This is a genomic window from Lysobacter sp. HA18 (assembly GCF_054057595.1).
Genome location: NZ_JBSRZL010000001.1, coordinates 720,752 through 743,986 on the forward strand (window position 1 = coordinate 720,752; position 23,235 = coordinate 743,986).

A 23,235-nucleotide genomic window follows, 5' to 3' on the forward strand; every position below is an offset into this window, starting at 1 on the left:
CCCGCACAGCCTGCGGCCTGACGCGACGTGAGGGTCAAGCGCCGCGCGTCGATTATTCGACGGTGACCGATTTGGCGAGGTTGCGCGGTTTGTCGACATCGGTGCCGCGTGCGAGCGCCGCGTGGTAGGCGAGCAACTGCACCGGAATCGCGTGGACGATCGGCGACAGCACGCCGACATTGCGCGGCGTGCGGATCACGTGCACCTGCTCGGACTCACCGAAGTGGCTGTCGGCATCGGCGAACACGAACATCTCGCCGCCACGCGCACGCACTTCCTGGATGTTCGACTTCACCTTTTCCAGCAGCGAATCGTTCGGCGCGATGACGACGACCGGCATCGCCTCGTCGACCAGCGCGAGCGGCCCGTGCTTGAGTTCGCCGGCTGGATACGCCTCGGCGTGGATGTACGAGATTTCCTTGAGCTTGAGCGCGCCTTCCAGCGCGATCGGGTAGTGCATGCCGCGGCCGAGGAACAGCGCATGCTGCTTCGGTGCGAAACGCTCCGACCACACCGCGACCTGCGGCTCCAGGTTCAGTGCGTGCTGCACGGTGCCCGGCAGCTGGCGTAGCGCATCGATGTACGCCGCTTCCTGCGTCGCATCGAGGCGGCCCTGAAGCTTGGCCAGCGTGCAGGTCAGCGTGAACAGCGCGACCAGCTGCGTGGTGAACGCCTTGGTCGACGCCACGCCGATCTCCGCACCGGCGCGCGTGTAGTACACGAGGCGGCTGGCGCGCGGGATCGCGCTCTCGGGCACGTTGCAGATCGACAGCGTCTTCGCGTGACCGAGGCTCTTCGCGTACTTCAGCGCTTCCATCGTGTCGAGCGTTTCGCCCGACTGCGAAATGGTGACGATGAGATTCTTCGGGTTCGCATGCGCGTCGCGATAGCGATATTCGCTCGCGATCTCGACGGTGCACGGCACCTTGGCGATCGCTTCGATCCAGTAACGCGCGGTCAGGCCGGCGTAGTAGCTGGTACCGCAGGCGAGGATCTGCACGCCTTCCACATCGCGTAGTACCTCGGCGGCATCGCTACCGAACAGCTCCGCGGTGAACGCGCCGTTGTCCATCAGTGCTTCGATGGTGTCGGCGACCGCACGCGGCTGTTCGTGGATTTCCTTCTGCATGAAGTGGCGGTACGGGCCCAGCTCCAGCGACGCCAGCGAAACGTCCGACACATGCACGCCGCGATCGACCGGCGCGCCTTCGGCATCGAACACATGCACGAATTCGCGGGTGACGTCGGCGGTATCGCCTTCTTCCAGGAAGATCACGCGGCGCGTGGCCTGGATGATCGCGGACACATCGCTGGCGACGAAGTTCTCGCCGTCGCCCAGGCCGACCAGCAGCGGGCAGCCCACGCGCGCGGCGACCAGCCTGCCCGGATCGCGCTTGCTCACCACGGCGATCGCGTACGCGCCTTCGAGTTCGCGCACGGCGGTCTGCGTGGCCGCCAGCAGGTCGAGGCCGCTCTGCTGGTGGAAGTGGATCAGGTGCGCGATGACCTCGGTATCGGTCTGCGACTCGAACACGTAGCCGGCCGCGCGCAGGCGATCGCGCTGCTGCTCGTGGTTCTCGATGATGCCGTTGTGCACCACCGCCAGCTCACCGAACGAGATGTGCGGATGCGCATTGGTCTCGGTGACGCCGCCATGCGTGGCCCAGCGCGTATGCCCGATGCCGAGCCGCGCGTGGAAGTTCTCCTGCGCGGCGGCGTTCTCCATTTCGGCGACGCGACCGGTACGGCGCACGCGGCGCACGTCGTCGCCGTCGATCACCGCGATGCCAGCGGAGTCATAACCGCGGTATTCGAGCCGCTTCAGGCCGTCGATCAGGACCGGAACCACATCGCGATCCGCGATCGCGCCGACGATGCCGCACATGGGGAAGCTCCTCGAAGAAGGTGCCTAGTGTAGCGGCCGGGTGTCCGTCCGGCGGACGCGGACGCTGTCCGCGGACGGCGTCCGTTCGGAATCCAGCGTTTCGGATCAAGGGCTTACGGTTGGCACGATGCCTGCTTAAAGCCGCTGGCAAAGCCCTTCCTTTTTTTGTCGATCCCATGGCCATTCGCGACACCTCCGCACAGGACGTGCAGGTTTCCACCACCGAACCCGGCCGCGGCCGGCGCCGCCTGTACCTCGTCGGCGGCGTCGCCGTGGTCGCGCTCGTGCTCGCTTTCGGCGTCGCGGCGCGCTTCACCGGCTCGCGGTCGATCGACGTGCAGCGCCTGCGCATCGCCGAGGTCACCCGCGGCACGCTGGTGCGCGACGCGCAGGTCAACGGTCGCGTGGTGGCCGCGGTCAGCCCGACGCTGTACGCGCCGGTGGCATCCACGGTCGTGTTCGAGAAGCACGCGGGCGACAAGGTGAAGAAGGGCGACGTGCTCGCCCGGCTGGTGTCGCCCGAACTCGAAAGCGAACTGGCGCGCGAGCGTTCGACGCTGCAGCAGCTCGAATCGCAGACCGGCACCGCGCGCATCGCGGCGTCGCGTTCGCGGCTGGACGCACGCAAGGAAGCCGACGAAGCGCAGATTGCGCTGCAGTCCGCCGAACGCGACCTGCAGCGCATCGAGCGCGGCTTCAAGGGCGGCGCGCTGGCCGAGATCGACTACCTGCGCGCGCAGGACGCGCTCAAGACCGCGCAGATCCGCTCGCGTAACGCGATCCAGGCCGCGCAGCTCACCGGCACCAGCGCCGGCTTCAGCGTTCAGACCAGCGCGCAGGAAGCGCAGCGCCAGCGACTGGTCGTGATCGAAGCGCAGCGTCGCGTCGATGAGCTCGAAGTGCGCGCGCCGATCGATGGCGTGATCGGCACGACGCTGGTTGCTGATCGCGCGGTCGTGCCCGCGAACGCTGCGCTGCTCACCGTCGTCGATCTGTCGCGCCTCGAAGTCGAACTCGAAGTGCCGGAAACCTATGCCGAAGACCTCGGCCTCGGCATGACCGCGCAGGTGCAGGTCGGCGCGAACACCGCGAACGCGACGATCTCGTCGATCTCGCCGGAAGTCGTGAACCGCCAAGTGCTGGCACGCGTGCGCTTCGTCGACGGCAAGCAGCCGCCGGGCCTGCGCCAGAACCAGCGCGTCAACGCACGCGTGTTGATCGAGGAGCGCCCGAACGTGGTGATGGTCGAGCGTGGCCCGTTCGTCGATGCCGCCGCCGGTCGCTATGCCTATTTCGTCGACGGCAACAGTGCGACCAAGCGCCCGATCCGCGTCGGCGCCACCAGCATTTCCGCCGTCGAACTGCTCGACGGCGCCAAGCCGGGCGACCGCATCGTGGTCGCCGGCAGCGACCTGTTCGGCGACGCCGAAAAAATCTCCATCTCCAACTAATTCCTTTTCCGAATCCCGCAGTCGAGGACGTCCCGATGCTCCACATGAGCCAGCTCAGCAAGGTCTACCGCACCCACATGATCGAGACGCATGCGCTGCGCGGGCTCGACATCCACGTCCGCGAAGGGGAGTTCGTCGCGGTGACCGGCCCGTCGGGTTCGGGCAAGACGACCTTCCTCAACATCGCCGGCCTGCTCGAGGATTTCACCGGCGGTGATTACAAGCTCGACGGCGTCGACACGCGCGGCCTCAACGACGGCCAGCGCAGCAAGCTGCGCAACGAGAAGATCGGTTTCATCTTCCAGGGCTTCAACCTGATTCCCGACCTCAACCTGTTCGACAACGTCGACGTGCCGCTGCGTTATCGCAAGCTCTCGTCGGCCGATCGCAAGAAGCGCATCGAAGAAGCGCTGGGTCAGGTCGGGCTGTCGTCGCGTATGAAGCATTTCCCGGCGGAACTCTCGGGTGGCCAGCAGCAGCGCGTCGCGATCGCGCGTGCGCTCGCCGGCAGCCCGCGCCTGCTGCTCGCCGACGAACCGACCGGCAACCTCGATTCGCAGATGGCGCGCGGCGTCATGGAACTGCTCGAGGAGATCAACGCGAAGGGCACCACGATCGTGATGGTCACGCACGATCCGGAACTCGCCGCGCGTGCGCAGCGCAACATCCACATCATGGACGGACTGGTGACCGACATCAGCGCGGCGTCCGCGCTGCACGCGGTCACGCATCCGGACATGCAGGCTTCCGCCTGAGGACATCGCCATGTTCAGTTATTACCTGAAGCTCGGCGTCCGCAACCTGCGGCGCAACCCCGTGCTCACCGCATTGATGGTGCTGACGCTCGCCGTCGGCGTCGCTGCGAGCATGTCGTCGCTCACGCTGCTGTATGCGATGAGCGGCGATCCCATCCCGCAGAAGTCCGCGCGCCTGATCGTGCCGCTGCTCGACAACGCGCCGCTGCAGCAGCCCAACCCCAGCAAGGATCCGCCCACGCAGCTCACCTATCGCGATGCGATGGCGCTGCGCGCATCGGGCAAGACGCCGCATTCGACGGCGGTGCTCGGTATCGGCGGCGCGGTCGCCAGCGACAAGCCGGACGCGCGTCCCGAACTCGTCGAAGGCGTGGCGGTCAACAACGACTTCTTCGGCATGTTCGACGTGCCGTTCGCCGCCGGCGGTGCATGGAGCGCGAGCGACGACAGCCGCGGTGGCGACGTCGCGGTGATCTCCAAGTCGCTGGCCGGCCGCGTGTTCGGCGAGGCGAATGCCATCGGCCGCACCATCCATTTCGACAACCGCGACTACCGCGTCACCGGCGTCATCGACCGCTGGGAGCCGCTGCCGAAGTTCTACCGGCTCGTGGGCGGCAATACGCTGGCGTTCGAGGACGTGTTCATCCCGTTCAACAACGCGATCAGCAAGGAAATGGATCCGAACGGCAGCGTCGAATGCAATTCCAACGGCGAGATCAAGCCCGGCTACCAGGGCCTGATGGATTCGGAATGCGTGTGGGTGCAGTTCTGGGCCGAGCTCGCGAGCGCCGGTGATCGCGCCAGCTACAAGCAGTATCTCGACGACTACTCGCGTGAGCAGAAGAAGCTCGGCCGTTTCGAGCGCCCGCTCAACAATCGCATCTACAACGTCACCGAATGGCTGGACAAGCAGGAAGTCGTCAGCGACGACAGCCGCCTGCAGACCTGGCTCGCGTTCGGCTTCCTGCTGGTCTGCCTGGTCAACGTGATCGGCCTGCTGCTCGCCAAGTTCACCGCACGCAGCGGCGAGATCGGCGTGCGTCGTGCACTGGGTGCGCCGCGCATCGAAGTGTTCAAGCAGTACCTCACCGAGTCGGGCGTGGTCGGGCTGGTCGGTGGTGGTCTCGGTGTCGCGCTGACGTTCGCGATCCTCGCACTGATGTCGCGGCAGTCCACGCAGATCAAGGCGATGGCGCACATGGACTGGGTGATGTTCGGCACGGCGATCGGCCTGTCGCTGGCCGCCAGCCTGCTCGCCGGCCTGCTGCCCACCTGGCGTGCCTGCCAGGTGCGTCCCGCCGTCCAGCTCAAGTCGCAGTAAGCGGAGAACATCATGGAAATCCGTCCAATTCTGTCTGCGCTCCTGCGCAGCAAGACCGGCGCCGTGCTCATCGCCGCGCAGATCGCACTCACGCTCGCGATCATCGCCAACGCGCTGTACATCGTGAACGATCGCGTCGCGCGTTCGAACCGGCCCACCGGTCTCGACGAAGCCAACACGTTCTATATCGACTTCCAGACGATCGGTAAGCCCACCGACAAGGAAGCGATGCAGAAGCGCGACGTCGAAACGCTGCGCGCGATTCCGGGCGTAGTCGACGCCGCGTGGATCAACCAGTTCCCGATGACGCAGAGCGGCTGGGGCCTGGGCCTCACCACCACGCCGCAGGACGATGCGTCGGGCACCGCGGGCGCCGCCTACTTCACGCCCGATTCGCTGACCAAGACGCTCGGCGTCAAGATCATCGAAGGCCGTGATTTCACGCCGGACGACGTGCGCACCGTGGACCCGGACACCGGCCAGCTCGCCGCCGACAGCGTGATCGTCACCAAGACGATGGCGAAGAAGCTGTGGCCCGACGCGACGTCGTACGTCGGCCGCCCGGTGTCGCTGGGCGCAGGTGGTGAAGCGGTGCCGCTGCGCGTGGTCGGTGTCATCGACCAGCTGATGTCGCCGTTCGCGCAGCGCACCGATAACGCCTACAGCGGTTTTGTGCTTCCGGTGCGTTATCTCGTGAGCGAAGGCAGCTACGCGGTGCGCACCGCACCGGGTCAGCGTGATCGCGTGATGCGTGCGGCGGAAGACGTACTCGGCAAGCTGCGCAACGACCGCGTCATGACCAGCAACCGGTCGACTGACGAATATCGCGCGCGTCGCTACCAGAGCGAGCACGCCGTCGCCGGCATGCTCATTGCGGTCACGATCGGCCTGTTGCTGGTCACGGGCAGCGGCATCGTCGGCCTCGCCAGCCTGTGGGTGACGCAGCGTCGCAAGCAGATCGGCGTGCGCCGCGCGCTGGGCGCAACGAAGCTCGACATCCTGCGTTACTTCCTCGTCGAGAACGCGATGATCACCACGATCGGCGTGGTCATCGGTGTCGCGCTGGCGCTCGCGCTGAACCAGGTGCTGGTGAGCAAGCTCGAGCTGCCGCGCCTGCCACTGCCGTATCTCGGCTACGGCATGCTGACGCTGTGGGGCTTGGGCATACTGGCGGTGTACGGGCCGGCGTCGCGCGCAGCCGCGGTTCCACCCGCGATCGCCACGCGCAGCGCCTGACGCCTGCAGGGGAAACCATGTCCGACCACGATCGACGCGAGCACCGGGAAGCGATGCACTGATGGCCCGCGTGCTCGTCATCGACGACAACCCCGCGGTGGCGACCGCGCTCGAGGTGCTGTTCTCGCTGCATGACATCGAGACGGTGCCGGCGTCGTCGCCGCAGGATGGCCTCGCGCTGCTCGATCGCGAGATGGTCGACCTGGTCGTGCAGGACATGAATTTCCACGCCGACACCACGTCGGGCGAGGAGGGCCGCGCGCTGTTCGCCGAGATCCGCGCGCGGCATCCGGACCTGCCGGTGATCCTGCTCACGGCGTGGACGCATCTGGATGCCGCGGTGGATCTGGTGCGTGCAGGCGCCGCGGATTACCTCGGAAAGCCGTGGGACGACCGGCGCTTGATGGCGTCGGTCAACAACCTGCTCGAGCTGTCACAGGCGCGGCAGGAGATCGGTCGTCGCCTGTCGTCCGAGCGTCGACGTCGCGAAGCACTCGCGCGCGAGTTCGACCTGCGTGACGTCGTGTTCGCCGATGCGATGACGGAGGCCGCGTTGTCGTTGGCCTGCCAGGTCGCGCGGTCGGAATTGCCGGTGCTGATCACCGGTCCGAACGGCGCAGGCAAGGAAAAATTCGCGGAGATCGTGCATGCGAACTCGGCAGTGAAGGACGGCCCGTTCGTCGCACTCAACTGCGGCGCGCTGCCGGGCGAATTGATCGAAGCCGAACTGTTCGGCGCCGAAGCGGGCGCGTACACCGGCGCCACGCGAGCACGCGAAGGCAAGTTCGAAGCCGCCGACGGCGGCACGCTGTTCCTCGACGAGATCGGCACGCTGTCGCCGGCCGGGCAGGTCAAGCTGTTGCGCGTGCTGGAGACCGGGCGTTTCGAACGCCTCGGCGGCAATCGCGAGCGCACGGTCAAGGTACGCGTGGTCAGCGCGACCAATGCGGACCTGCCGTCGATGATCGCTTCGGGCCAGTTCCGGCAGGACCTGTTCTATCGCCTCAATGCCGTCGAAGTGCGCGTGCCCGCGCTCGCCGAGCGCACCGACGACATCATTCCGCTCGCGCGACACTTTCTGCCACGCGGCAAGCGTTTTGCGGCCGATGCCGAGCGCGCGCTGGTCGCGCATGCATGGCCGGGGAACGTGCGCGAGCTCCGTAACGTGGTGCAGCGTGCGGCGCTGCTGTCGCGCGGTGATGCGATCGAGGCGCGTGATCTCGGATTGCCGACGCCGGTCGCCGTCGCCACGAGCGATGAGCCGGACCGCGGCAGCATCGAAGCGGCGTTGACGCGGCATGCCGGCGTCGTCGCGCAGGCCGCGGCCGATCTCGGCCTGAGCCGTCAGGCGCTGTATCGGCGCATGGAGCGGCTGGGGATCGCGCGGCCATGAGCCGCCATTGCCACGACTTGTTGGAGCGCGCGAAGTGCGCCGGCGTCGCCTCCCGCTGACCGCCGCATTCACGCTGCTCGCAGCGCTGCACGCGCTGATCGCCTCGACGATCGCGCTGGCTTTGTATCGCTATGTGTTCCATGCGTTCGGCGTGTCGATGCTGCTCGGCGTGCTGGTGGACCTGCCGTTGCTCGCCTACCACGTGCGTCGCGTGCTGGCACCGATGCGTTCGCTGTTCCGCGCGCTGGCGGGCACAGTGGCCAGCTATCGCGATGGCGACTTCAGCTTCGGCATCACCTGGAACGGCGACGGCGAGCTGCAGGAACTCGTCGACAGTCACAATGCACTCGGTGATGTTTTGCGCGAGCAACGCGCCGCGCTCGTGCAGCGCGAGCTGCTGCTCGACACCATGGTGCAGAACACGCCGGTGTCGATGGTGCTGGTCGGGCCGTCCGGCCATGTCGTGCATGCGAACCTCGCCGCGCGTCGCATGCTCGGCGAAGGTCGTCGCCTTGAAGGTCGCACGTTCGACGACCTGCTTGCCGAATCACCCGAAGCGCTGCGCGATGCTTTCGAGCGCGGCGGCGACGCGATGTTCACCGTCGGCGATGACGACGAGGAGGACATCTACCACCTCTCGCGTCGTCACTTCCGCCTCAACGGTGGTCGACACGAACTCGTGCTGCTGCGACAGCTCACCGCCGAGCTGCGACGCCAGGAAGTGCAGACGTGGAAGAAGGTCATCCGCGTGATCTCGCACGAGCTCAACAACTCGCTGGCGCCGATCGCATCGCTCGCGCATTCCGGTGCTGAGCTCGTGCGTCGCGGACAGTACGAGCGGCTGCCGATCGCACTATCGACCATCGAGGAACGTGCGCGGCATCTGGAAGGCTTCATACGCGAGTACGCGCGCTTCGCGAAGTTGCCTGCGCCGCGGCTGGAGACGGTCGAGTGGTCGCGCTTTCTCGCGCAGCTGCAGGCGCAGGTGCCGTTCAAGGGCGAGACGACCATCGACGGCGTGGCGCGTATCGACATCGCACAGATGGAGCAGGCGCTGCTCAACCTGCTCAAGAACGCGCACGAATCCGGTTCGACACATGACGGTGTCGAGCTGATGTTGCGACGCCTACCCGACGCGTGGCGAATCGACGTGCTCGATCGCGGGCAGGGCATGAACGAAGCCGTGCTCGCCAACGCGCTGCTGCCGTTCTATTCGACCAAGCGCAACGGCACAGGGCTGGGGCTGGCGTTGGTGCGCGAGATCGCCGAGGCGCACGGCGGGCGCGTGTCGCTCGCCAATCGTCAGGACGGCGGGCTGTGCGTGTCGATGACACTTCCGGCCTGATCAGTCCGGCTTCGGCATTACGTAGACGTCGGGCGCGTACCGCTCCATCAGCGATGCCGGCTTCACCGGCGGCGTGAATCCGTAGCGCGCGTACAGCGCATGCGCATCCCGGGTGGCAAGCATGAACCGGCGCAGGCCCTGCAGTTGCGGATACGCGAACACCGCGTCCATCAGCTGCATGCCGTAGCCGCGGCCGCGCACCTCGTCGAGCACGAATACGTCGGCGAGATAGGCGAACGTCGCGAAGTCGGTGACCACGCGCGCGAACGCAACCTGCCGCCCAACGAGCAGTCCGGAAAAGCACAGCGAATTGTCGATCGACCGCTGCACGGTCTCGCGCGGGATGCCGGGCGCCCAGTACGACTGCGTCGACAGCCAGCGATGCACCAGGTCGACATCGACCGATGCACGATCGGTGCTGACGACGAACACGTCGCTCACTTCGGCGTCTTGGTCGGGCGCTGCCAGCCTTCCAGCGTGGCCTGACGCGCACGTCCGACGGTGAGTTCGCCCGCCGGTGCGTCCTTGGTGATCACCGAGCCCGCACCGATCGTCGCGTTGGCACCGATCACCACTGGCGCCACCAGCGACGAGTTCGAGCCGATGAACGCGCCGTCCTCGATCGTGGTGCGGTGCTTGTTCGCGCCGTCGTAATTGCAGGTGATGGTGCCCGCGCCGATGTTGACCTTGCTGCCGACCACCGAGTCGCCGACGTAGGCGAGGTGGTTGGCCTTGCTGCCGATGCCCATGGTTGTCGCCTTGGTCTCTACGAAGTTGCCGATGTGCACGCCGTCGGCCAACACGGTGCCGGGGCGAAGTCGCGCGTACGGGCCGATCTGCGCGGCGCCATCGACGACCACGCCTTCAAGATCGCAATGCGCGCGCACCACCGTGCCGGCACCGAGCTTGACGTCCTTCAAACGCGTGAACGGCCCGATGCGCACGCCGTCGCCGAGTTCCACTTCGCCTTCGAGAATCACGTCGACATCGATCGACACATCCATGCCCACGCGCACTGTGCCGCGCTGGTCGAAACGATTCGGATCGGCGAGCGTCGCGCCCGCCACGCACAGCGCATGCGCGCAACGACGCTGCAGGGCGCGCTCGAGCTGCGCGAGTTGCCAGCGATCATTCGCGCCTTCGACTTCGATCGGATCGTCGACCAGCACGATCTCCGCGGGGCCGAACTCGTCCGCGGCCGCGGCGAACACGTCGGTGAGGTAGTACTCGCCCTGCGCGTTGTCGTTGGTCAGGTGCGTCAGCCAGCGATGCAGCGGCGCGGCGTCGGCGACGAGGATGCCGGTATTGATCGTGGTGATCTGGCGTTCGTCATCGCTCGCGTCCTTCTGCTCGACGATCCGCGCGACCTTGCCCGCGGCGTCACGGATCACGCGGCCGTAGCCGTTCGGGTCGTCGACTTCGGCGGCCAGCATCGCGATGCGGCCTTCGGCTTCGAGCAGCGTCTGCAGCGTGTGCGTTCGGATCAACGGGACGTCGCCATACAGCACGAGCACGCGCGCTTCCTGGTCGATTTCGGGAATCGCCTGCAGCACGGCGTGGCCGGTGCCGAGGCGCTCGGTCTGCTCGACCCAGTCGAGGTCGGACTGCCCGTCGAATGCGGCGCGCACCTGCTCCCCGTGATGGCCGTAGACCACGTGGATGCCGGCCGGCTCGAGCACGCGGGCGGTGTCGACCACATGCTGCAGCATCGGAATGCCCGCCACCGGCTGCAGCACCTTCGGGCGCGCGGATTTCATGCGCTTGCCTTCACCGGCGGCGAGGATGACGACGTGCAGGGGCGCGGACATGGCGGTCACAGACGGCAGGGTGGACGCAGGATTCTAACGGTCGCGCCGGTGACGGCCGGCAGGCGCGGCTGCCCAAGCAGCGGGCGAGCCTCTACCATCCCCGCCCGTGTCCGTACCGCCTTCGCCCCCGACGCCCGGCGTCCTTCTCCAGCGACGCCTCGTCGAAGCGGGCGCGCTCGCCTGCGTGGCGGGCTTCGTCGGCCACCGCATGTGGACGGCGCTCCCGACTGCGCGGTTCGGCGAATCGCTGGTGCTTGCGCTGCTGTGGCTGGCGATCGCATGGAGCGTGGCGCGCGTCGCGAGGCGCCGTACGGCGGATGGCGTCGGGCTCATCGGGTTGATTGCGCTGGTCGTGATCGCGGGGCCGGCGCCTGTACTCGCGACCGTGCTGCTGGCGGCAGGTGCGATCGCGGTCGGCACGTGGTTCGTCGAAGACATCGCGACTGCCTTCGGCGTCGGCGCCGCGGTGATAGCGGGGATCGTCGGCTGGTTGCTGCCGGTACCGATGCATTCGCTTTGGTTGTATGTCGTGGCGTTCGTCGGGTTGGTCGCGCTTGGCAGCCGCGCACTGGTCGGCGTATTGCGTGTCACGAGCGACGCATGGCGTTCGACCGTCGACGAGTCACCACGTGCTTGGACCGCCGCCGCGCTTGCCGTCGGGCTCGCATTGGCGGGCACCTGGCTGCCGACGCTGCAGTACGACGATCTCGCCTATCACCTCGGCCTGCCTTGGCAGTTGATGGAGCACCGGCGCTACACGCTCGACGCATCGCAGCAGGTGTGGGCGCTGTCGCCGTGGGCGGGCGATGTGCTGCAGGGCATCGCGCAGGTGATCGCGCGGCAGGAAGCGCGCGGTGCCGTCGATGCGATGTGGTTGCTCGCGATCGCCGTCGGTTCGTCGCGGCTTGCGGCGTTGCTCGGTGCGACCGTGACAACGCGTGCATTGACGGTCGCGCTGGTCGCCACGCTGCCGCCCATCGCGGCACTCGCCGGCAGCATGCAGACCGAGCTGCCGGCGATGGCGGTGATGCTCGCGCTGGCATGTCTCGCGACAAAACCGCAAAGCGGCGCGCGCGGACTGATCGCAATCGCCATGCTCGCGGGCCTGCTCGCGGGCCTCAAGTCCATCCATCTGCTCGCCGCGGCCCCACTGGTGCTGATCGCCGCATGGCGGTGTCGAAAGGACATGCGCCTCGGGACGGTGCTCGTCGCATCGCTCGCCTTCCTCGCAGTCGCCGGATCGAGCTACGCCTACGCGACGCTGACCTGCGGCAACCCGGTGTTGCCGCTACTCAACGACATCTTCCGCTCGCCATGCTTCGCGCCGATCAACTTCAACGATCCACGCTGGCACACGGTCGCAGACGTGCCGCTTCCGTGGTCGATGACCTTCATGACGCGCGCGCACCTCGAAGGCTGGAACGGCGGCATCGGGTTCGCGCTCATCGCACTGTCGGGCGCCGCGATCGCTGCATTGATCGACCGTCGCACCCGCGTGCTCGCCGTCTGCGCGCTGTTCGCTATCGCCGCGCCAATGGTGCTGATCGCTTACGCGCGGTACGTCGTGCCCGGGATCGTGTTGATGATTCCGATCGCGGTCGTCGCGATGCAGCGCGTCATGCCGCCGCGCCGGGTCGCGTTGTTGGGTATCGCGCTATGCGTGCTCGATCTCGCGTTCCAAGCCAACTCGCAATGGATCCTGCATACCGGCGGCATCAAGCGCGCGCTCGTCGCCGGCGGCCGCGACGCGCCTCTGTTTGCGCGCTACGCGCCCGAGCGTCTCGCCATTGCACGACTCCGTAGGCTCGCGCCTGACACCACGGTGCTGGACCTCGGCGGCGCAGCGCATGCCGAGCTCGTCGGCCGCGGGCGCACGACGCTCTGGTATTCGCCGCGCCTGAATACGGCGGCGATGCAGGCGGACGCCGACCCGACCGGTGCCGCATGGGCCCAGCTGCTGCGCGGGAACCGCATCGACGTCGTGCTCCTGCGTGAACAAGACGCAACCCCCGCGCGCCTTGCGGGCCTTGCCCGCACCGCCGCCCACCCGATCCTGACCGTCGGCCCGGTAGAGTGCTGGCGCCTTCCCGAACCCGGTCCACGATGAGCCTCAGCCGACAAAGCCGCGCGTACCTCACCATCGGCCTGATCCAGTGGCTGGTCGACTGGGCCGTGGTGGTCGCGCTGAGCCATGCCGGCATGAGCATCGAGGTCGCAAACGTGATCGGCCGCATCGCCGGCGCGATGCTCGGTTTTCGCATGAACGGGCGTTTCACCTTCGGCGATGGCGACACCGCGCCGGGCGGCCCGCAATTCACGCGCTACATGGTGATGTGGGTGTCGACCACCATCGTCAGCACATGGTCGCTGGGCGCGATCGATCGCGGCGTCGGCCTGCACTGGGCATGGATCGCGAAGCCCGGCGTCGAGTTCATCCTCGGCGTGATCGGCTTCCTGCTGTCGCGGCACTGGGTCTATCGCCGCTGACGCCCGTCGCGGTTTCGAAGCGTTCACCGGACGCCGGTTAATTCTTATCTCCAGTCGGCCCCGCGCGGGCCGATAGCCAGGTTGTGGGTCTTTGGCGACGGAGGTCCGGGGATGGTCGAATTGCGTCGGGGCGCGCCTGCCGAGTTGTGGCAGACGCTGGTGCACGAAGCGGGCGAGCGCGCCGGTTGCGCGCTCGACGAATCGCGCGAGAGCTACCTCGTCTTCGTGCTGCTCAGGCACCAGGGCGACGGCCACCTGCTCGCGCGCACGCAGGCGATCGAATGGCTGCATGCGCAGTCGCTCACCGGTCGCGCGCGCGACGATTCATTGCGCGATGTCGGCGACCGCTGCCTGCTGATCGCGGGCCTGTATCCCGCGCTTGCGGAGCGACGACGCGTCGACGTCCGCTACTTCATCGACATCGGGCGCAGTGCGTACGCCGGCATCGCCGACGCCGGGCGCACCGCATACGCGACGCTGTTCGCACAACTCGCCGACAGTTACGGCGAGCTGGTCTGCACCCTGCGGGCGGTGCGACCCGACATGACCGGCCTGTCGATCGACTACGAACGGCTCGCACGACTGGTGCCTGCACCCGGGCGACACTGACGCGACCGCCGGCATCTGCCGACGGTCGCGACGCGGTTACAGCGTGGGCGCGTAGCGGAGGGTCACGAACAAGCCGCGGCCGGACTGACGGTAGTACTCGACGGTTTCGTACGCGCGATCGAACACGTTCTCCAGCCGCGCCTGCAGTCGCAGCGCGGGCGTGAACGCGTATTCCGCGCGCAGGTCGAACGTCGCGAAGGCGCCGAGGCGACGCGTATTGCCGAGATCGTCGTAGCGTGCGCCTTCGCCCGCACCGGTGACGCCGAAGCGGAACGCGCCGAAGTCGTGGTCCAGATCCAGCCGCGCGCTTTCACGTGCACGGCGCGGGAGCAGGAAGCCGGACAGGCCTTCGCTGCGATTCTTCGCGTCGACCCAGCTGATGCTGCCGGACGCCACCCAGCCCGCGAGTGTCGTATTGCCGCTCAGCTCGGCGCCGCGCAGCCGTGCGCGATCGATGTTCTCGGGGCGGCGCGACTTCGCGCTATATGAGATCAATTCTTCGACGCTGGTCTGGTAGAGATCCAGGCGCGCACCCGAGTTCGCCGCGTTCCATGCCAAGCCGGTTTCGATCGTGCGTGAACCCTCGGGACGCAAATCCGGATTGCCGAATCCGAACGGGTAGTACAGCTCGTTGAACGTCGGCGCCTTGAACGCGGTGCCGGCGCCAACAGTGAAGCGCCACTGCGATGCGAAGTCGACGCCGAAGGCGAGGTTGCCGGTCGAGTGGCCACCGAACTGCTCGTTGTCGTCATGACGCGCGCTTGCTTCGAGGTCGAACATGCCGAAGTCGCCCTGGTACTGCAGGAAGCCCGCGCGATCGATGCGCTGCTTGAGGACGTAGCTGGTCGTGCTCTGCACTTCGTCGCGCTGCCATTCCAGCCCCGCGCTCATGCGCTGGCCGGCGGCGACGGTGAAGTCGCCCTGCAGCGATGCGGTGTCGCGATTGCTCGCGAAGTCGCCTTGGAACGTGGTGCCGGAGAAGTTGTCCGACGCGTCGCGGTTTCGGCCCGCCTGCAGGCGCAGCGACGCATTGCTCGACGGCGTCCAGGTTACGCCACCGCCGACCACCTGCTGCACGACGGTCGAGCGGTTGTAGAAGCCGTCGTATTCGTTGTCGCCTTCGGCGCGAAGCGCGTTCGCGTCGGCCTTCCAGCCCTCGGCGATGTCGATACCGCCGCGCAGCGACAGCGCATCGCGCGTGTAGCCGTCGCGATCAGGTTCATCGGCGAAGCAGCCGGCGAACACCGGAAATCCGGCGCCGCGACACGAGTCAAACCCGCGCGTCTCCTGATGCGAATAATCCGCGCCGAACCAGCCCCGCCCCACGCGGCCACCGAAGCCCGCGCTTGCTTCATACGTATCGCGGCTGCCTGCGCCGATCGACATGCGCGGCGTCAGCGCACCGGTGTCGCGCTTGGTGAAGATCTGGATGACGCCGCCGATGGCCTCGCTGCCGTACAGGCTCGAGCGCGGGCCGCGCACGATTTCGATGCGGTCGATCAGCTCGACCGGAATGTCCTGGAACGCGACGAGGCCGGACGTCGCCGAACCCATGCGCACGCCGTCGACGAGTACCAGCACGTGGTCGGATTCCGAGCCGCGCATGAAGATGGTGGTGAGCTTGCCTAGCCCGCCCTGGTTGCCGATCGAAATGCCGGCGCGGCCGCGCAGCAGGTCGGGCAGCGAACGCGCCTGGCTGCGTTCGATCTCGGCGCGATCGATGACTTCGACCGGCGCGAGCACGTCGCGCACGGCGACCGGCGCGCGGTTGGCAGTGACCACGACAGTGTCGAGCTTGGTCGCGTCGTCCGCGAAAGCGGGCGTCGCCAGCGACGAAGCGATGGCGAGGGTGATGAGGCGATACGTCATTGCGGTACTTCTCCGGCGTGCACGACCCCACGTCGTGCGGTCATAAGGAATCGCGAGGAGAAGGCGGAAGCGGGACGACGGCGCGCAGCAAGGCGACGCGAGCCGCCGCAATGCCCTCCGCATCGCAACCAGTCGACAATCGGGCCGGTCTCCGGACTCGCGAGTGGATGCCGACTTCGCATCCCTCCTTGGCGCCTTCCCGTGACGTGACGTCACAGTGGCCGATGCCGCGGATCGACTCGCTTACCGTTGCGGGGGCAGTGCCGGGCTGGCGCAGTGCGCGTCACCGGATTCCCGTTTCAACCTGCCAATCGCAGGTCACCCGAAAGCGGCGCGAAGTCTACGGGAAAGCACGGTGCCGCGCGCGGCGTCGCTCAGAACGAAAGCGCATCAGGCGCTTCGACATCGGGTTCGGGCTGGTGAGCGTCGCCCATCGTGGTCGTGACTTCGGACGCCGGCGGGCCGCGTCGCGACGACGGCAGCAGCGCGACGCCGGCCTGCGCGAGCGCGGTGAGTTCCGCGCGGCGCTCGATGTCGACCTGCTGCCAGTGGCAACCGGTCAGCGCGCCTTCCAGCGCATACAGAAGATTGAGGCTGGGCTTGAAGCCCGCACGCTTGACGCGCAGGTAAGCGTCGACCGCGCCGATCGCGTTGACGTCATCCCAGGTGCGCAGGCCCACCTGTCGCAGCCACGCCGCCGACTTGCCGCCGATGTTGAGCATTTTCGGCGCGTCGGTCATGGCTCAGCCCAGGGATTCGACGAAGGCGTGCGCGATTGCTTCGAGGCCGCGCTGGTCGTCGGCGTCGAAACGATCGGGTTCCGGGCTATCGAGATCGAACACGCCGATCAGCGAACCGTCGCGCGCGATCAGGGGGACGACGACTTCCGAACGCGATGCCGAATCGCAGGCGATGTGTCCGGGGAATGCATGCACGTCCGGCACGCGCTGCGTTTCGCGCGTCGACGCCGCGGCACCGCAGACGCCCTTGTCGAGCGGAATGCGCACGCAGGCCGGCAGGCCCTGGAACGGTCCGACGACGAGTTCGGTGCCGTCGAAGAAATAAAAGCCGACCCAGTTGAGCGAAGGCAGCGCGTTGTAGACGAGCGCCGACAGGTTGGCCGCGTTGGCGATGCGATCGCGCTCGCCGTGCAGCAGGCCGTGCGCCTGCTCGAGCAATTGCGCGTACTGCTCGGGCTTGGTGCCGTCGAGCGTGGAGGCGGCGAAGGTCATGCGCGAAGTCTAGCGCGCAGCCCCGCGGCCGGATGCGCCGCTTTCATGCGTTGACTGTGTCATGCCCATGCAACGACCGATGGCGACCGTGCGTCGTCGCGGTGGTCGCGCATGACTTTCCGCCCGGGCAGCCGCTTCGGGCATAGCTATACTCCGCAGTGCACAAATTGGCCTGCAGCCTCGTTCGGAGCCCCCGCATGACTTTCAACACGCGCCTCATCGTCGCGGCCGGCGTCCTGTCGCTCGGCCTCGCTGCCTGCAAGGGTGGCGACGCACAGCAGCAGGGCACGGGCCCCGGCGGCGCGATGCCGCCGGCCGAAGTGGGCGTGGTCGAAGTCGCGCCGCAAGCGCTGCCGCTGAGCAAGGATCTGGTCGGTCGACTCGCGCCGTTCCGCAGCGCCGACGTGCGCGCCCGCGTTCCGGGCATCGTGCAGCGTCGCCTGTACGAGGAAGGCGCGGACGTGCGCGAAGGCCAGGCGCTGTTCGAGATCGACCCGGCGGAACTGCGCGCGGCGACCGGCCAGTCGCAGGCGGCGGTCGCACAGGCCGAAGCCAGCTACACCAACGCGCACGCGACCGCCGAACGCGCGCGCCGACTCGCGCCGACGCAGTACATCGCGAAGTCCGATGTCGACAACGCGCTCGCGGCCGAACGTTCCGCCGCGGCGGCCGTGCAGCAGGCGCGCGCCGCGTTGTCGAGCACGCGCATCAACCTCGGTTATTCGACGGTGCGTGCACCGATCTCCGGCCGTGCGGGTCGCGCGCAGGTGACGGAAGGCGCGCTGGTCGGGCAGGGCACGGCGACGCTGCTCACCACGGTCGACCAGATCGATCCGCTGTACGCGAACTTCTCGATCTCGGTCGCCGAACTCGACCAGCTGCGTCGCGCGCAGACCAGCGGCGAGCCCGCCGATCGCGACGTGCAGATCGTGCTGCCCGATGGTTCGATGAATGCCGAACGCGGCACGCTGGACTTCGAAGGCAGCGTGGTCGACCCGGCCACCGGCGCGGTGTCGCTGCGGGCACGCATTCCGAACCACGACCGTCGCCTGCTGCCGGGCACCTACGTCGGCGTGCGCGCGACGCTGGGCCTGCAGAACGGCGTGTACCTCGTGCCGCAGGCCGGCGTGCTGCGTGATGCGCAGGGCGCGTACGTCTATGTCGTCGGCGTGGACAACAAGGTCACGCGCAAGGATGTCGGCGCCGATCGTCAGCAGGACGGCAAGTGGATCGTCGATCGCGGCCTCGCACCGGGCGATCGCGTGATCGTCTCGGGCCTGCAGAAGGCGCAGCCGGGTGCCGCGGTGAAGGCGGTGCCGTGGACGGAAACGCCTGCCGCGGGTGCTGCGCCGCCTGCCGCGCCCGTCGCGCGCAAGGGCTGATCCGCCATGTCCCGCTACTTCATCAACCACCCCGTGTTCGCGTGGGTGATCGCGATCATGGTCGTGCTCGCGGGCCTGCTCTCGATCCGCGGCCTCGGCGTGGAGTCGTACCCGAACATCGCACCGCCGCAGGTCGGCGTGTCGGCGAGTTATCCGGGTGCGGATGCGCAGACCGTCGAGCGCGCGGTCACGCAGATCATCGAGCAGCAGCTCACGGGCATCGACGGGCTGGACTACTTCAGCGCGTCGTCGAGCCAGGGTTCGGCGTCGGTGAACCTGACGTTCAAGCCCGGCGTCGATCCCGACATCGCGCAGATGCAGGTGCAGAACAAGGTCGCGCAGGCGACGCCGCGTCTGCCGGCGGACGTCACGCGTAATGGCATCACGGTGGCGAAGGCGAACTCCGGCTTCCTGTCGGTTGTCGCACTGCGATCGACGGATCCCGCGATCGGCAAGGACCAGCTGTCCGACCTGCTCGCATCCAACGTGCTCGACCAGATCTCGCGCGTTCCCGGCGTCGGCGGCACGCAGCTGTTCGGCGGCGAATACGCGATGCACATCTGGCTCAACCCCGACAAGCTGCAGGCCTACGGCCTGTCGGCGAGCGAGGTGCTGGCCGCGGTGCGCGCGCAGAACGTGCAGTTCTCGGCGGGCCAGGTCGGTGGCGAGCCGTCGCCGGCATCGCAGATGTTCACCGCGACTGTCGCGGCGGAAGGTCGCTTCTCCACGCCGCAGGAGTTCGAGAACATCCTGCTTCGCGCGGATCCGAACGGCGCCAGCGTGCGCCTTCGCGATGTCGCGCGCGTCGAGGTCACCGGTTCGGCGCACAGCTTCGATCTGAAGTGGGACGGCCAGCCGGCCGCCGGCTTCGCCGTGCAGCTTGGACCGGGCGAGAACGCGCTCGCCGTCGCCGCCGCCGTCAAGAAGCGCATGGACGAGTTGCAGCCGAGCTTCCCGAAGGGCGTGCAGTGGTTCTCGCCGTATGACAGCTCGGACTTCGTGCAGGTGTCGGTCGACGAAGTCGTGCAGACGCTGCTCGAGGCGATGGTGCTCGTCTTCCTGGTGATGCTGCTGTTCCTGCAGAACATCCGAGCGACGCTGATCCCGACGCTGGTCATCCCGGTCGCGCTGCTCGGCACGTTCCTGGGCATGAAGATCCTCGGCTTCACCATCAACCAGCTCTCGCTGTTCGGCATGGTGCTGGCGATCGGCATCGTGGTCGACGACGCGATCGTGGTGATCGAGAACGTCGAACGCATCATGACCGAGGAAGGCCTGCCGCCGCGCGAGGCCACCTACAAGGCGATGCAGCAGATCACCGGCGCGGTCATCGCGATCACGCTGGTGCTCGCCGCGGTGTTCGTGCCCAGCGCATTGCAGGCCGGTTCGGCAGGTGCGGTGTATCGACAGTTCGCACTGACCATCGCAATGGCGATGCTGTTCTCGGCGTTCCTCGCACTCGGTTTCACGGCCGGCGCTGTGCGCGAACCTGCTCAAGCCGAGTGCGCATCACGACGCACGCAACCCGATCTTCCGCGGCTTCAACCGCATCTACGACCGCATGGCGACGACGTACGTCGGCCACATCCGCAGCGCCGTGCAGCACACGCCGCGATGGATGGGCGTGTTCGCGCTGCTGGCGGTGCTCACGGGCTTCCTGTTCTGGCGCATGCCGGGTTCGTTCCTGCCGGAAGAAGACCAGGGCTATGCACTCGCGATCGTGCAGCTGCCGCCGGGCGCGACGCTGCGTCGTACCGAAGCGGTGTTCGAGCAGGTGCGCCAGTCGGTCAACAAGATCGACGGCTACGCCGGAATGATGCAGGTCGCCGGTTTCAGCTTCATCGGCCAGGGCGAGAACGTCGGCATGGCGTTCATCAAGCTCAAGCCGTGGGACGAACGCAAGACGACGGCGACGGAGTTCATCCAGCAGGCGAACATGCACCTGTTCCCGATCCGCGACGCGCAGATCTTCGTGATCAACTTGCCGACGGTGAACGGCCTCGGTGCATTCGGCGGCTTCGACATGTACCTGCAGGATCGCAGCGGCCAAGGCCGTGAAGCGCTGCAGCAGGCGATGGGCACGTTGCTGGCGAAGGCGGGGCAGGACAAGACGCTGGTCGGCGTGCGTCCGAATACGCTCGAGCCGTCACCGCAGCTCAAGCTCGACGTCGACCGCGTGCAGGCGCAGGCGATGGGCCTGTCGGTCGGTGACATCTACAGCGCGATCCAGATCATGCTCGCGCCGGTGTACGTCAACGACTTCGTTCAGGGCGGCCGCGTCAAGCACGTGACCATGCAGGCCGACGCGCCGTATCGAACCGGGCCCGAATCGCTGGCGCATTTCTACACGCCCGCACCCGGCATGACGTCGGCCGATGGCACCGCCGCCATGGTGCCGCTGTCGAACGTCGTGCACTCGAAATGGACGGTCGCCGCGCCGTCGCTCACGCGATACAACGGCTTCGCCGCGGTGGAGATTGTGGGCTCGCAGGCGCCGGGCAAGAGTTCGGGCGAGGCGATGACGTCGATGGAGCGCATCGTCAACAACGACCTGCCGCCGGGCTTCGGCTACGACTGGGCCGGGCAGTCGCATCAGGAAATCCTGTCGGGCAGCCAGACCACGATGCTGATGCTGCTATCGATCGTCGTGGTGTTCCTGTGCCTTGCGGCGCTGTACGAAAGCTGGTCGGTGCCGGTGTCGGTGTTGCTGGTGGTGCCGCTGGGCGTGCTGGGCGCGATCGTCTTGTCGATGATGCGTGGCTTGCCGAACGACATCTATTTCAAGATCGGCCTGATCACCGTCATCGGCCTTGCGGCGAAGAACGCCATCCTGATCATCGAGTTCGCCATCGCGGAGCGTCAGCTCGGCAAGCCGCTGCGCCAAGCCGTGGTGGAAGCGGCGAAGCTGCGACTGCGGCCGATCCTGATGACGTCGTTCGCGTTCATCATGGGCGTAATGCCGCTCGCGATCTCGACGGGCGCAGGCGCGAACTCGCGTCACGCGATCGGTACCGGCGTCATCGGCGGCATGCTGTTCGCGACGTTCCTCGGCCTGCTGCTGATACCGGTGTTCTACGTAGCCGTGCGCCGTCTGCTGGGCGACAAGCTGGACGAGCCGCCGAAGCTCGACCCGAACGAGATCCATCGACAGATTCCGCTCTGAGTCGAGTCGACCCGCTGCAAATCGAAGCCTCCGCATTGCGGGGGCTTCTTTTTTGGCGGCGTGACGACGCCGGCCGAGCAGGGTTGCGATGTTGCTATCGCGCGAGCCCGTCTGCGTCGATCACGGCACTTCGCGCGATGCAGCCCGGACGTCTGGGGCGCACATCACCAACACGCAGACATAAAAAAACCCGGCAGCGCGAGCTGCCGGGTTCGGTTCCAGTGGGAACTGGAGAGAGAAACTTACTTCGCGGACTTGCCGGCAGCGGCGTTGACCGTCTGCTCGGTCGCCTTGGCGGCGCCGTTGGCGGCCTGCGAGAACTGGTCCTGCGCCTGGCGAACGGTGTCGTTCGCGGTGCGGGTCGCGGCCTCGAACTGGCCCTTGGCGATCTGGGCAACCGACTCGTTGACCTTGGCGACGCGGCCGAGGACGTCCTGACCGGTGGTCAGCGCGCGCTCGACGTTCTCGCGGGCGATCTGCGCGCCCTTCGGCCACAGGTTCTTGGCGCCGTCGAGGTCACGGACCTGGGCGGCTTCGCCGAGGAACGCGAAGGTCGCGGTGCTGCGCTCTTCGATGGCGGCGAGCTGCAGGCCGAAGATGGCCTCGGCATTCTCGAGGGTCAGGCGGTTGATGCGGGCGGCCGTGTCGGCGAACTGACGGGTGGCCGCGGCGAACTGCTCGTTGAACTGTGCGTACATGGGCGGGCTCCTGGCCTTGAAGGCCGATACAGCGTTGATGGTGCGTTGCAGCATAGGCCTGTCCGTTGTGCAGTGCAACAACCGCTCATCGGTCGTTGTCACGGTTTCAGGGACGTGAGCATGCCGTGGCGGCCAGCCACTGCCGCTTGGGTACGGAAACAACATGAGATGCGGCGTGGAAACGCCGCGGCCGTCAGCCAGCCGGGCCCCGGTAGCGGCAGCCGGACGTACAGGTCTCGTGGACCACGACTTCCGACAGCAGCGGCAGCGCGGGCTTCAGCCGGTCCCAGATCCATGACGCGAGCCGCTCGCTGGTCGGGTTCTCCAGCCCCTCGATCTCGTTGAGGTACTGGTGGTCGAGCTGGTCGTACAGGGGACGGAATGCCGATTTGAGATCGGCGAAGTCCATCACCCAGCCGGTGTCCGCGCCCGGCTCACCGGACACGTGGACCTCCACCCGGAACGAATGGCCGTGCAGGCGCGCGCACTTGTGCCCGTCGGGCACGTTCGGGAGACGGTGCGCGGCTTCCAAGGTGAAGACTTTGAAGATGTCCATCACAGTCATTGTAAGGGCCAGCCTCGCGCTCGCGGACCGTGCGGG

Annotated in this window: 18 protein-coding genes, 1 pseudogene and 1 riboswitch; of the genes and pseudogenes, 11 read left to right on the top strand and 8 right to left on the bottom strand. The window is 67.3% G+C overall.

Features of this window, described 5'->3' with window-relative positions:
* Positions 1–52: 52 nt before the first annotated feature.
* The gene (glmS, locus tag ACVWWW_RS03615) at positions 53–1,885 is read right to left on the bottom strand and encodes a glutamine--fructose-6-phosphate transaminase (isomerizing) (protein ID WP_027083840.1); all 1,833 of its coding nucleotides are present in this window, start codon (positions 1,883–1,885) and stop codon (positions 53–55) included.
* A gap of 176 nt (positions 1,886–2,061) precedes the next feature.
* Here glmS and ACVWWW_RS03620 point away from each other — a divergent pair, with 176 nt between their 5' ends.
* From ACVWWW_RS03620 to ACVWWW_RS03645, 6 genes are all read left to right on the top strand, one after another.
* A complete protein-coding gene (locus ACVWWW_RS03620) occupies positions 2,062–3,336 on the top strand; it encodes an HlyD family efflux transporter periplasmic adaptor subunit (RefSeq protein ID WP_027083839.1) in 1,275 nt (424 codons plus the stop codon).
* Between the two features lie 35 nt (positions 3,337–3,371).
* Positions 3,372–4,091: an ABC transporter ATP-binding protein gene (locus ACVWWW_RS03625; protein ID WP_027083838.1), complete on the top strand. Its 720-nt coding sequence runs from the start codon at positions 3,372–3,374 to the stop codon at positions 4,089–4,091.
* Positions 4,092–4,101: 10 nt separating this feature from the next.
* Positions 4,102–5,412, top strand: coding sequence for an ABC transporter permease (locus ACVWWW_RS03630; protein WP_027083837.1), 1,311 nt, complete (start codon positions 4,102–4,104; stop codon positions 5,410–5,412).
* 12 nt (positions 5,413–5,424) lie between these two features.
* A complete protein-coding gene (locus ACVWWW_RS03635; protein WP_027083836.1) occupies positions 5,425–6,648 on the top strand; it encodes an FtsX-like permease family protein in 1,224 nt (407 codons plus the stop codon).
* A gap of 61 nt (positions 6,649–6,709) precedes the next feature.
* The gene (locus tag ACVWWW_RS03640; RefSeq protein ID WP_027083835.1) at positions 6,710–8,041 is read left to right on the top strand and encodes a sigma-54-dependent transcriptional regulator; all 1,332 of its coding nucleotides are present in this window, start codon (positions 6,710–6,712) and stop codon (positions 8,039–8,041) included.
* A gap of 34 nt (positions 8,042–8,075) precedes the next feature.
* A complete protein-coding gene (locus ACVWWW_RS03645) occupies positions 8,076–9,386 on the top strand; it encodes a sensor histidine kinase (protein WP_456998637.1) in 1,311 nt (436 codons plus the stop codon).
* On the opposite strand, the gene ACVWWW_RS03650 is transcribed toward ACVWWW_RS03645, so the two are convergent.
* Together ACVWWW_RS03650 and glmU are read right to left on the bottom strand one after the other, a co-directional pair.
* Positions 9,387–9,818, bottom strand: a complete 432-nt coding sequence (locus ACVWWW_RS03650; protein ID WP_036143385.1) for a GNAT family N-acetyltransferase — start codon at positions 9,816–9,818, stop codon at positions 9,387–9,389. It lies immediately after the preceding gene.
* A gap of 5 nt (positions 9,819–9,823) precedes the next feature.
* Positions 9,824–11,194, bottom strand: coding sequence for a bifunctional UDP-N-acetylglucosamine diphosphorylase/glucosamine-1-phosphate N-acetyltransferase GlmU (gene glmU / locus ACVWWW_RS03655; RefSeq protein ID WP_027083832.1), 1,371 nt, complete (start codon positions 11,192–11,194; stop codon positions 9,824–9,826).
* Positions 11,195–11,300: 106 nt separating this feature from the next.
* On the opposite strand from glmU, the gene ACVWWW_RS03660 reads away from it, so the two are divergent.
* The 3 genes from ACVWWW_RS03660 to ACVWWW_RS03670 all read left to right on the top strand — a co-directional run bounded on the left by ACVWWW_RS03660 (position 11,301) and on the right by ACVWWW_RS03670 (position 14,290).
* Positions 11,301–13,301, top strand: coding sequence for a hypothetical protein (locus ACVWWW_RS03660; RefSeq protein ID WP_027083831.1), 2,001 nt, complete (start codon positions 11,301–11,303; stop codon positions 13,299–13,301).
* The gene (locus ACVWWW_RS03665; protein WP_027083830.1) at positions 13,298–13,681 is read left to right on the top strand and encodes a GtrA family protein; all 384 of its coding nucleotides are present in this window, start codon (positions 13,298–13,300) and stop codon (positions 13,679–13,681) included. Before ACVWWW_RS03660 ends, ACVWWW_RS03665 begins: the two co-directional genes overlap by 4 nt.
* A gap of 111 nt (positions 13,682–13,792) precedes the next feature.
* Positions 13,793–14,290 (top strand): hypothetical protein, encoded by a 498-nt coding sequence (locus tag ACVWWW_RS03670; protein ID WP_051235538.1) that lies wholly within the window; start codon positions 13,793–13,795, stop codon positions 14,288–14,290.
* Positions 14,291–14,326: 36 nt separating this feature from the next.
* Here ACVWWW_RS03670 and btuB read toward each other — a convergent pair whose 3' ends face one another.
* From btuB to ACVWWW_RS03685, 3 genes are all read right to left on the bottom strand, one after another.
* Positions 14,327–16,159, bottom strand: a complete 1,833-nt coding sequence (gene btuB / locus ACVWWW_RS03675) for a TonB-dependent vitamin B12 receptor (RefSeq protein WP_027083829.1) — start codon at positions 16,157–16,159, stop codon at positions 14,327–14,329.
* A 125-nt stretch (positions 16,160–16,284) separates the two neighbouring features.
* Positions 16,285–16,500, bottom strand: a riboswitch (cobalamin riboswitch).
* Between the two features lie 33 nt (positions 16,501–16,533).
* Positions 16,534–16,899 (bottom strand): TfoX/Sxy family protein, encoded by a 366-nt coding sequence (locus tag ACVWWW_RS03680; RefSeq protein WP_036143195.1) that lies wholly within the window; start codon positions 16,897–16,899, stop codon positions 16,534–16,536.
* Between the two features lie 3 nt (positions 16,900–16,902).
* The gene (locus tag ACVWWW_RS03685) at positions 16,903–17,391 is read right to left on the bottom strand and encodes a GAF domain-containing protein (protein ID WP_027083828.1); all 489 of its coding nucleotides are present in this window, start codon (positions 17,389–17,391) and stop codon (positions 16,903–16,905) included.
* Positions 17,392–17,588: 197 nt separating this feature from the next.
* Between ACVWWW_RS03685 and ACVWWW_RS03690 the strand changes: the two genes are divergently transcribed.
* Both ACVWWW_RS03690 and ACVWWW_RS03695 read left to right on the top strand, forming a co-directional pair.
* Positions 17,589–18,773 carry an efflux RND transporter periplasmic adaptor subunit gene (locus ACVWWW_RS03690; protein ID WP_036143192.1) on the top strand — a complete coding sequence of 395 codons (1,185 nt, stop codon included), beginning with the start codon at positions 17,589–17,591 and terminating at the stop codon, positions 18,771–18,773.
* Positions 18,774–18,779: 6 nt separating this feature from the next.
* Positions 18,780–21,936: pseudogene (locus tag ACVWWW_RS03695) on the top strand (multidrug efflux RND transporter permease subunit).
* A 242-nt stretch (positions 21,937–22,178) separates the two neighbouring features.
* On the opposite strand, the gene ACVWWW_RS03700 reads toward ACVWWW_RS03695, so the two are convergent.
* Both ACVWWW_RS03700 and queD read right to left on the bottom strand, forming a co-directional pair.
* Positions 22,179–22,634, bottom strand: coding sequence for a phasin family protein (locus ACVWWW_RS03700; RefSeq protein WP_081672277.1), 456 nt, complete (start codon positions 22,632–22,634; stop codon positions 22,179–22,181).
* Positions 22,635–22,827: 193 nt separating this feature from the next.
* A complete protein-coding gene (gene queD / locus ACVWWW_RS03705) occupies positions 22,828–23,190 on the bottom strand; it encodes a 6-carboxytetrahydropterin synthase QueD (protein WP_027083826.1) in 363 nt (120 codons plus the stop codon).
* Positions 23,191–23,235: the final 45 nt, after the last annotated feature.

Excerpts from the sequence above, each read along its gene's own strand:
- ACVWWW_RS03690 (WP_036143192.1), top strand. The coding sequence starts at position 17,589 with ATGACTTTCAACACGCGCCTCATCGTCGCGGCCGGCGTCCTGTCGCTC.
- ACVWWW_RS03630 (WP_027083837.1), top strand. The coding sequence starts at position 4,102 with ATGTTCAGTTATTACCTGAAGCTCGGCGTCCGCAACCTGCGGCGCAAC.
- glmU (WP_027083832.1), bottom strand. The coding sequence starts at position 11,194 with ATGTCCGCGCCCCTGCACGTCGTCATCCTCGCCGCCGGTGAAGGCAAG.
- ACVWWW_RS03670 (WP_051235538.1), top strand. The coding sequence starts at position 13,793 with ATGGTCGAATTGCGTCGGGGCGCGCCTGCCGAGTTGTGGCAGACGCTG.
- ACVWWW_RS03665 (WP_027083830.1), top strand. The coding sequence starts at position 13,298 with ATGAGCCTCAGCCGACAAAGCCGCGCGTACCTCACCATCGGCCTGATC.
- ACVWWW_RS03680 (WP_036143195.1), bottom strand. The coding sequence starts at position 16,899 with ATGACCGACGCGCCGAAAATGCTCAACATCGGCGGCAAGTCGGCGGCG.
- ACVWWW_RS03640 (WP_027083835.1), top strand. The coding sequence starts at position 6,710 with ATGGCCCGCGTGCTCGTCATCGACGACAACCCCGCGGTGGCGACCGCG.
- ACVWWW_RS03620 (WP_027083839.1), top strand. The coding sequence starts at position 2,062 with ATGGCCATTCGCGACACCTCCGCACAGGACGTGCAGGTTTCCACCACC.
- ACVWWW_RS03685 (WP_027083828.1), bottom strand. The coding sequence starts at position 17,391 with ATGACCTTCGCCGCCTCCACGCTCGACGGCACCAAGCCCGAGCAGTAC.
- btuB (WP_027083829.1), bottom strand. The coding sequence starts at position 16,159 with ATGACGTATCGCCTCATCACCCTCGCCATCGCTTCGTCGCTGGCGACG.
- ACVWWW_RS03700 (WP_081672277.1), bottom strand. The coding sequence starts at position 22,634 with ATGTACGCACAGTTCAACGAGCAGTTCGCCGCGGCCACCCGTCAGTTC.
- glmS (WP_027083840.1), bottom strand. The coding sequence starts at position 1,885 with ATGTGCGGCATCGTCGGCGCGATCGCGGATCGCGATGTGGTTCCGGTC.
- ACVWWW_RS03635 (WP_027083836.1), top strand. The coding sequence starts at position 5,425 with ATGGAAATCCGTCCAATTCTGTCTGCGCTCCTGCGCAGCAAGACCGGC.
- queD (WP_027083826.1), bottom strand. The coding sequence starts at position 23,190 with ATGGACATCTTCAAAGTCTTCACCTTGGAAGCCGCGCACCGTCTCCCG.
- ACVWWW_RS03625 (WP_027083838.1), top strand. The coding sequence starts at position 3,372 with ATGCTCCACATGAGCCAGCTCAGCAAGGTCTACCGCACCCACATGATC.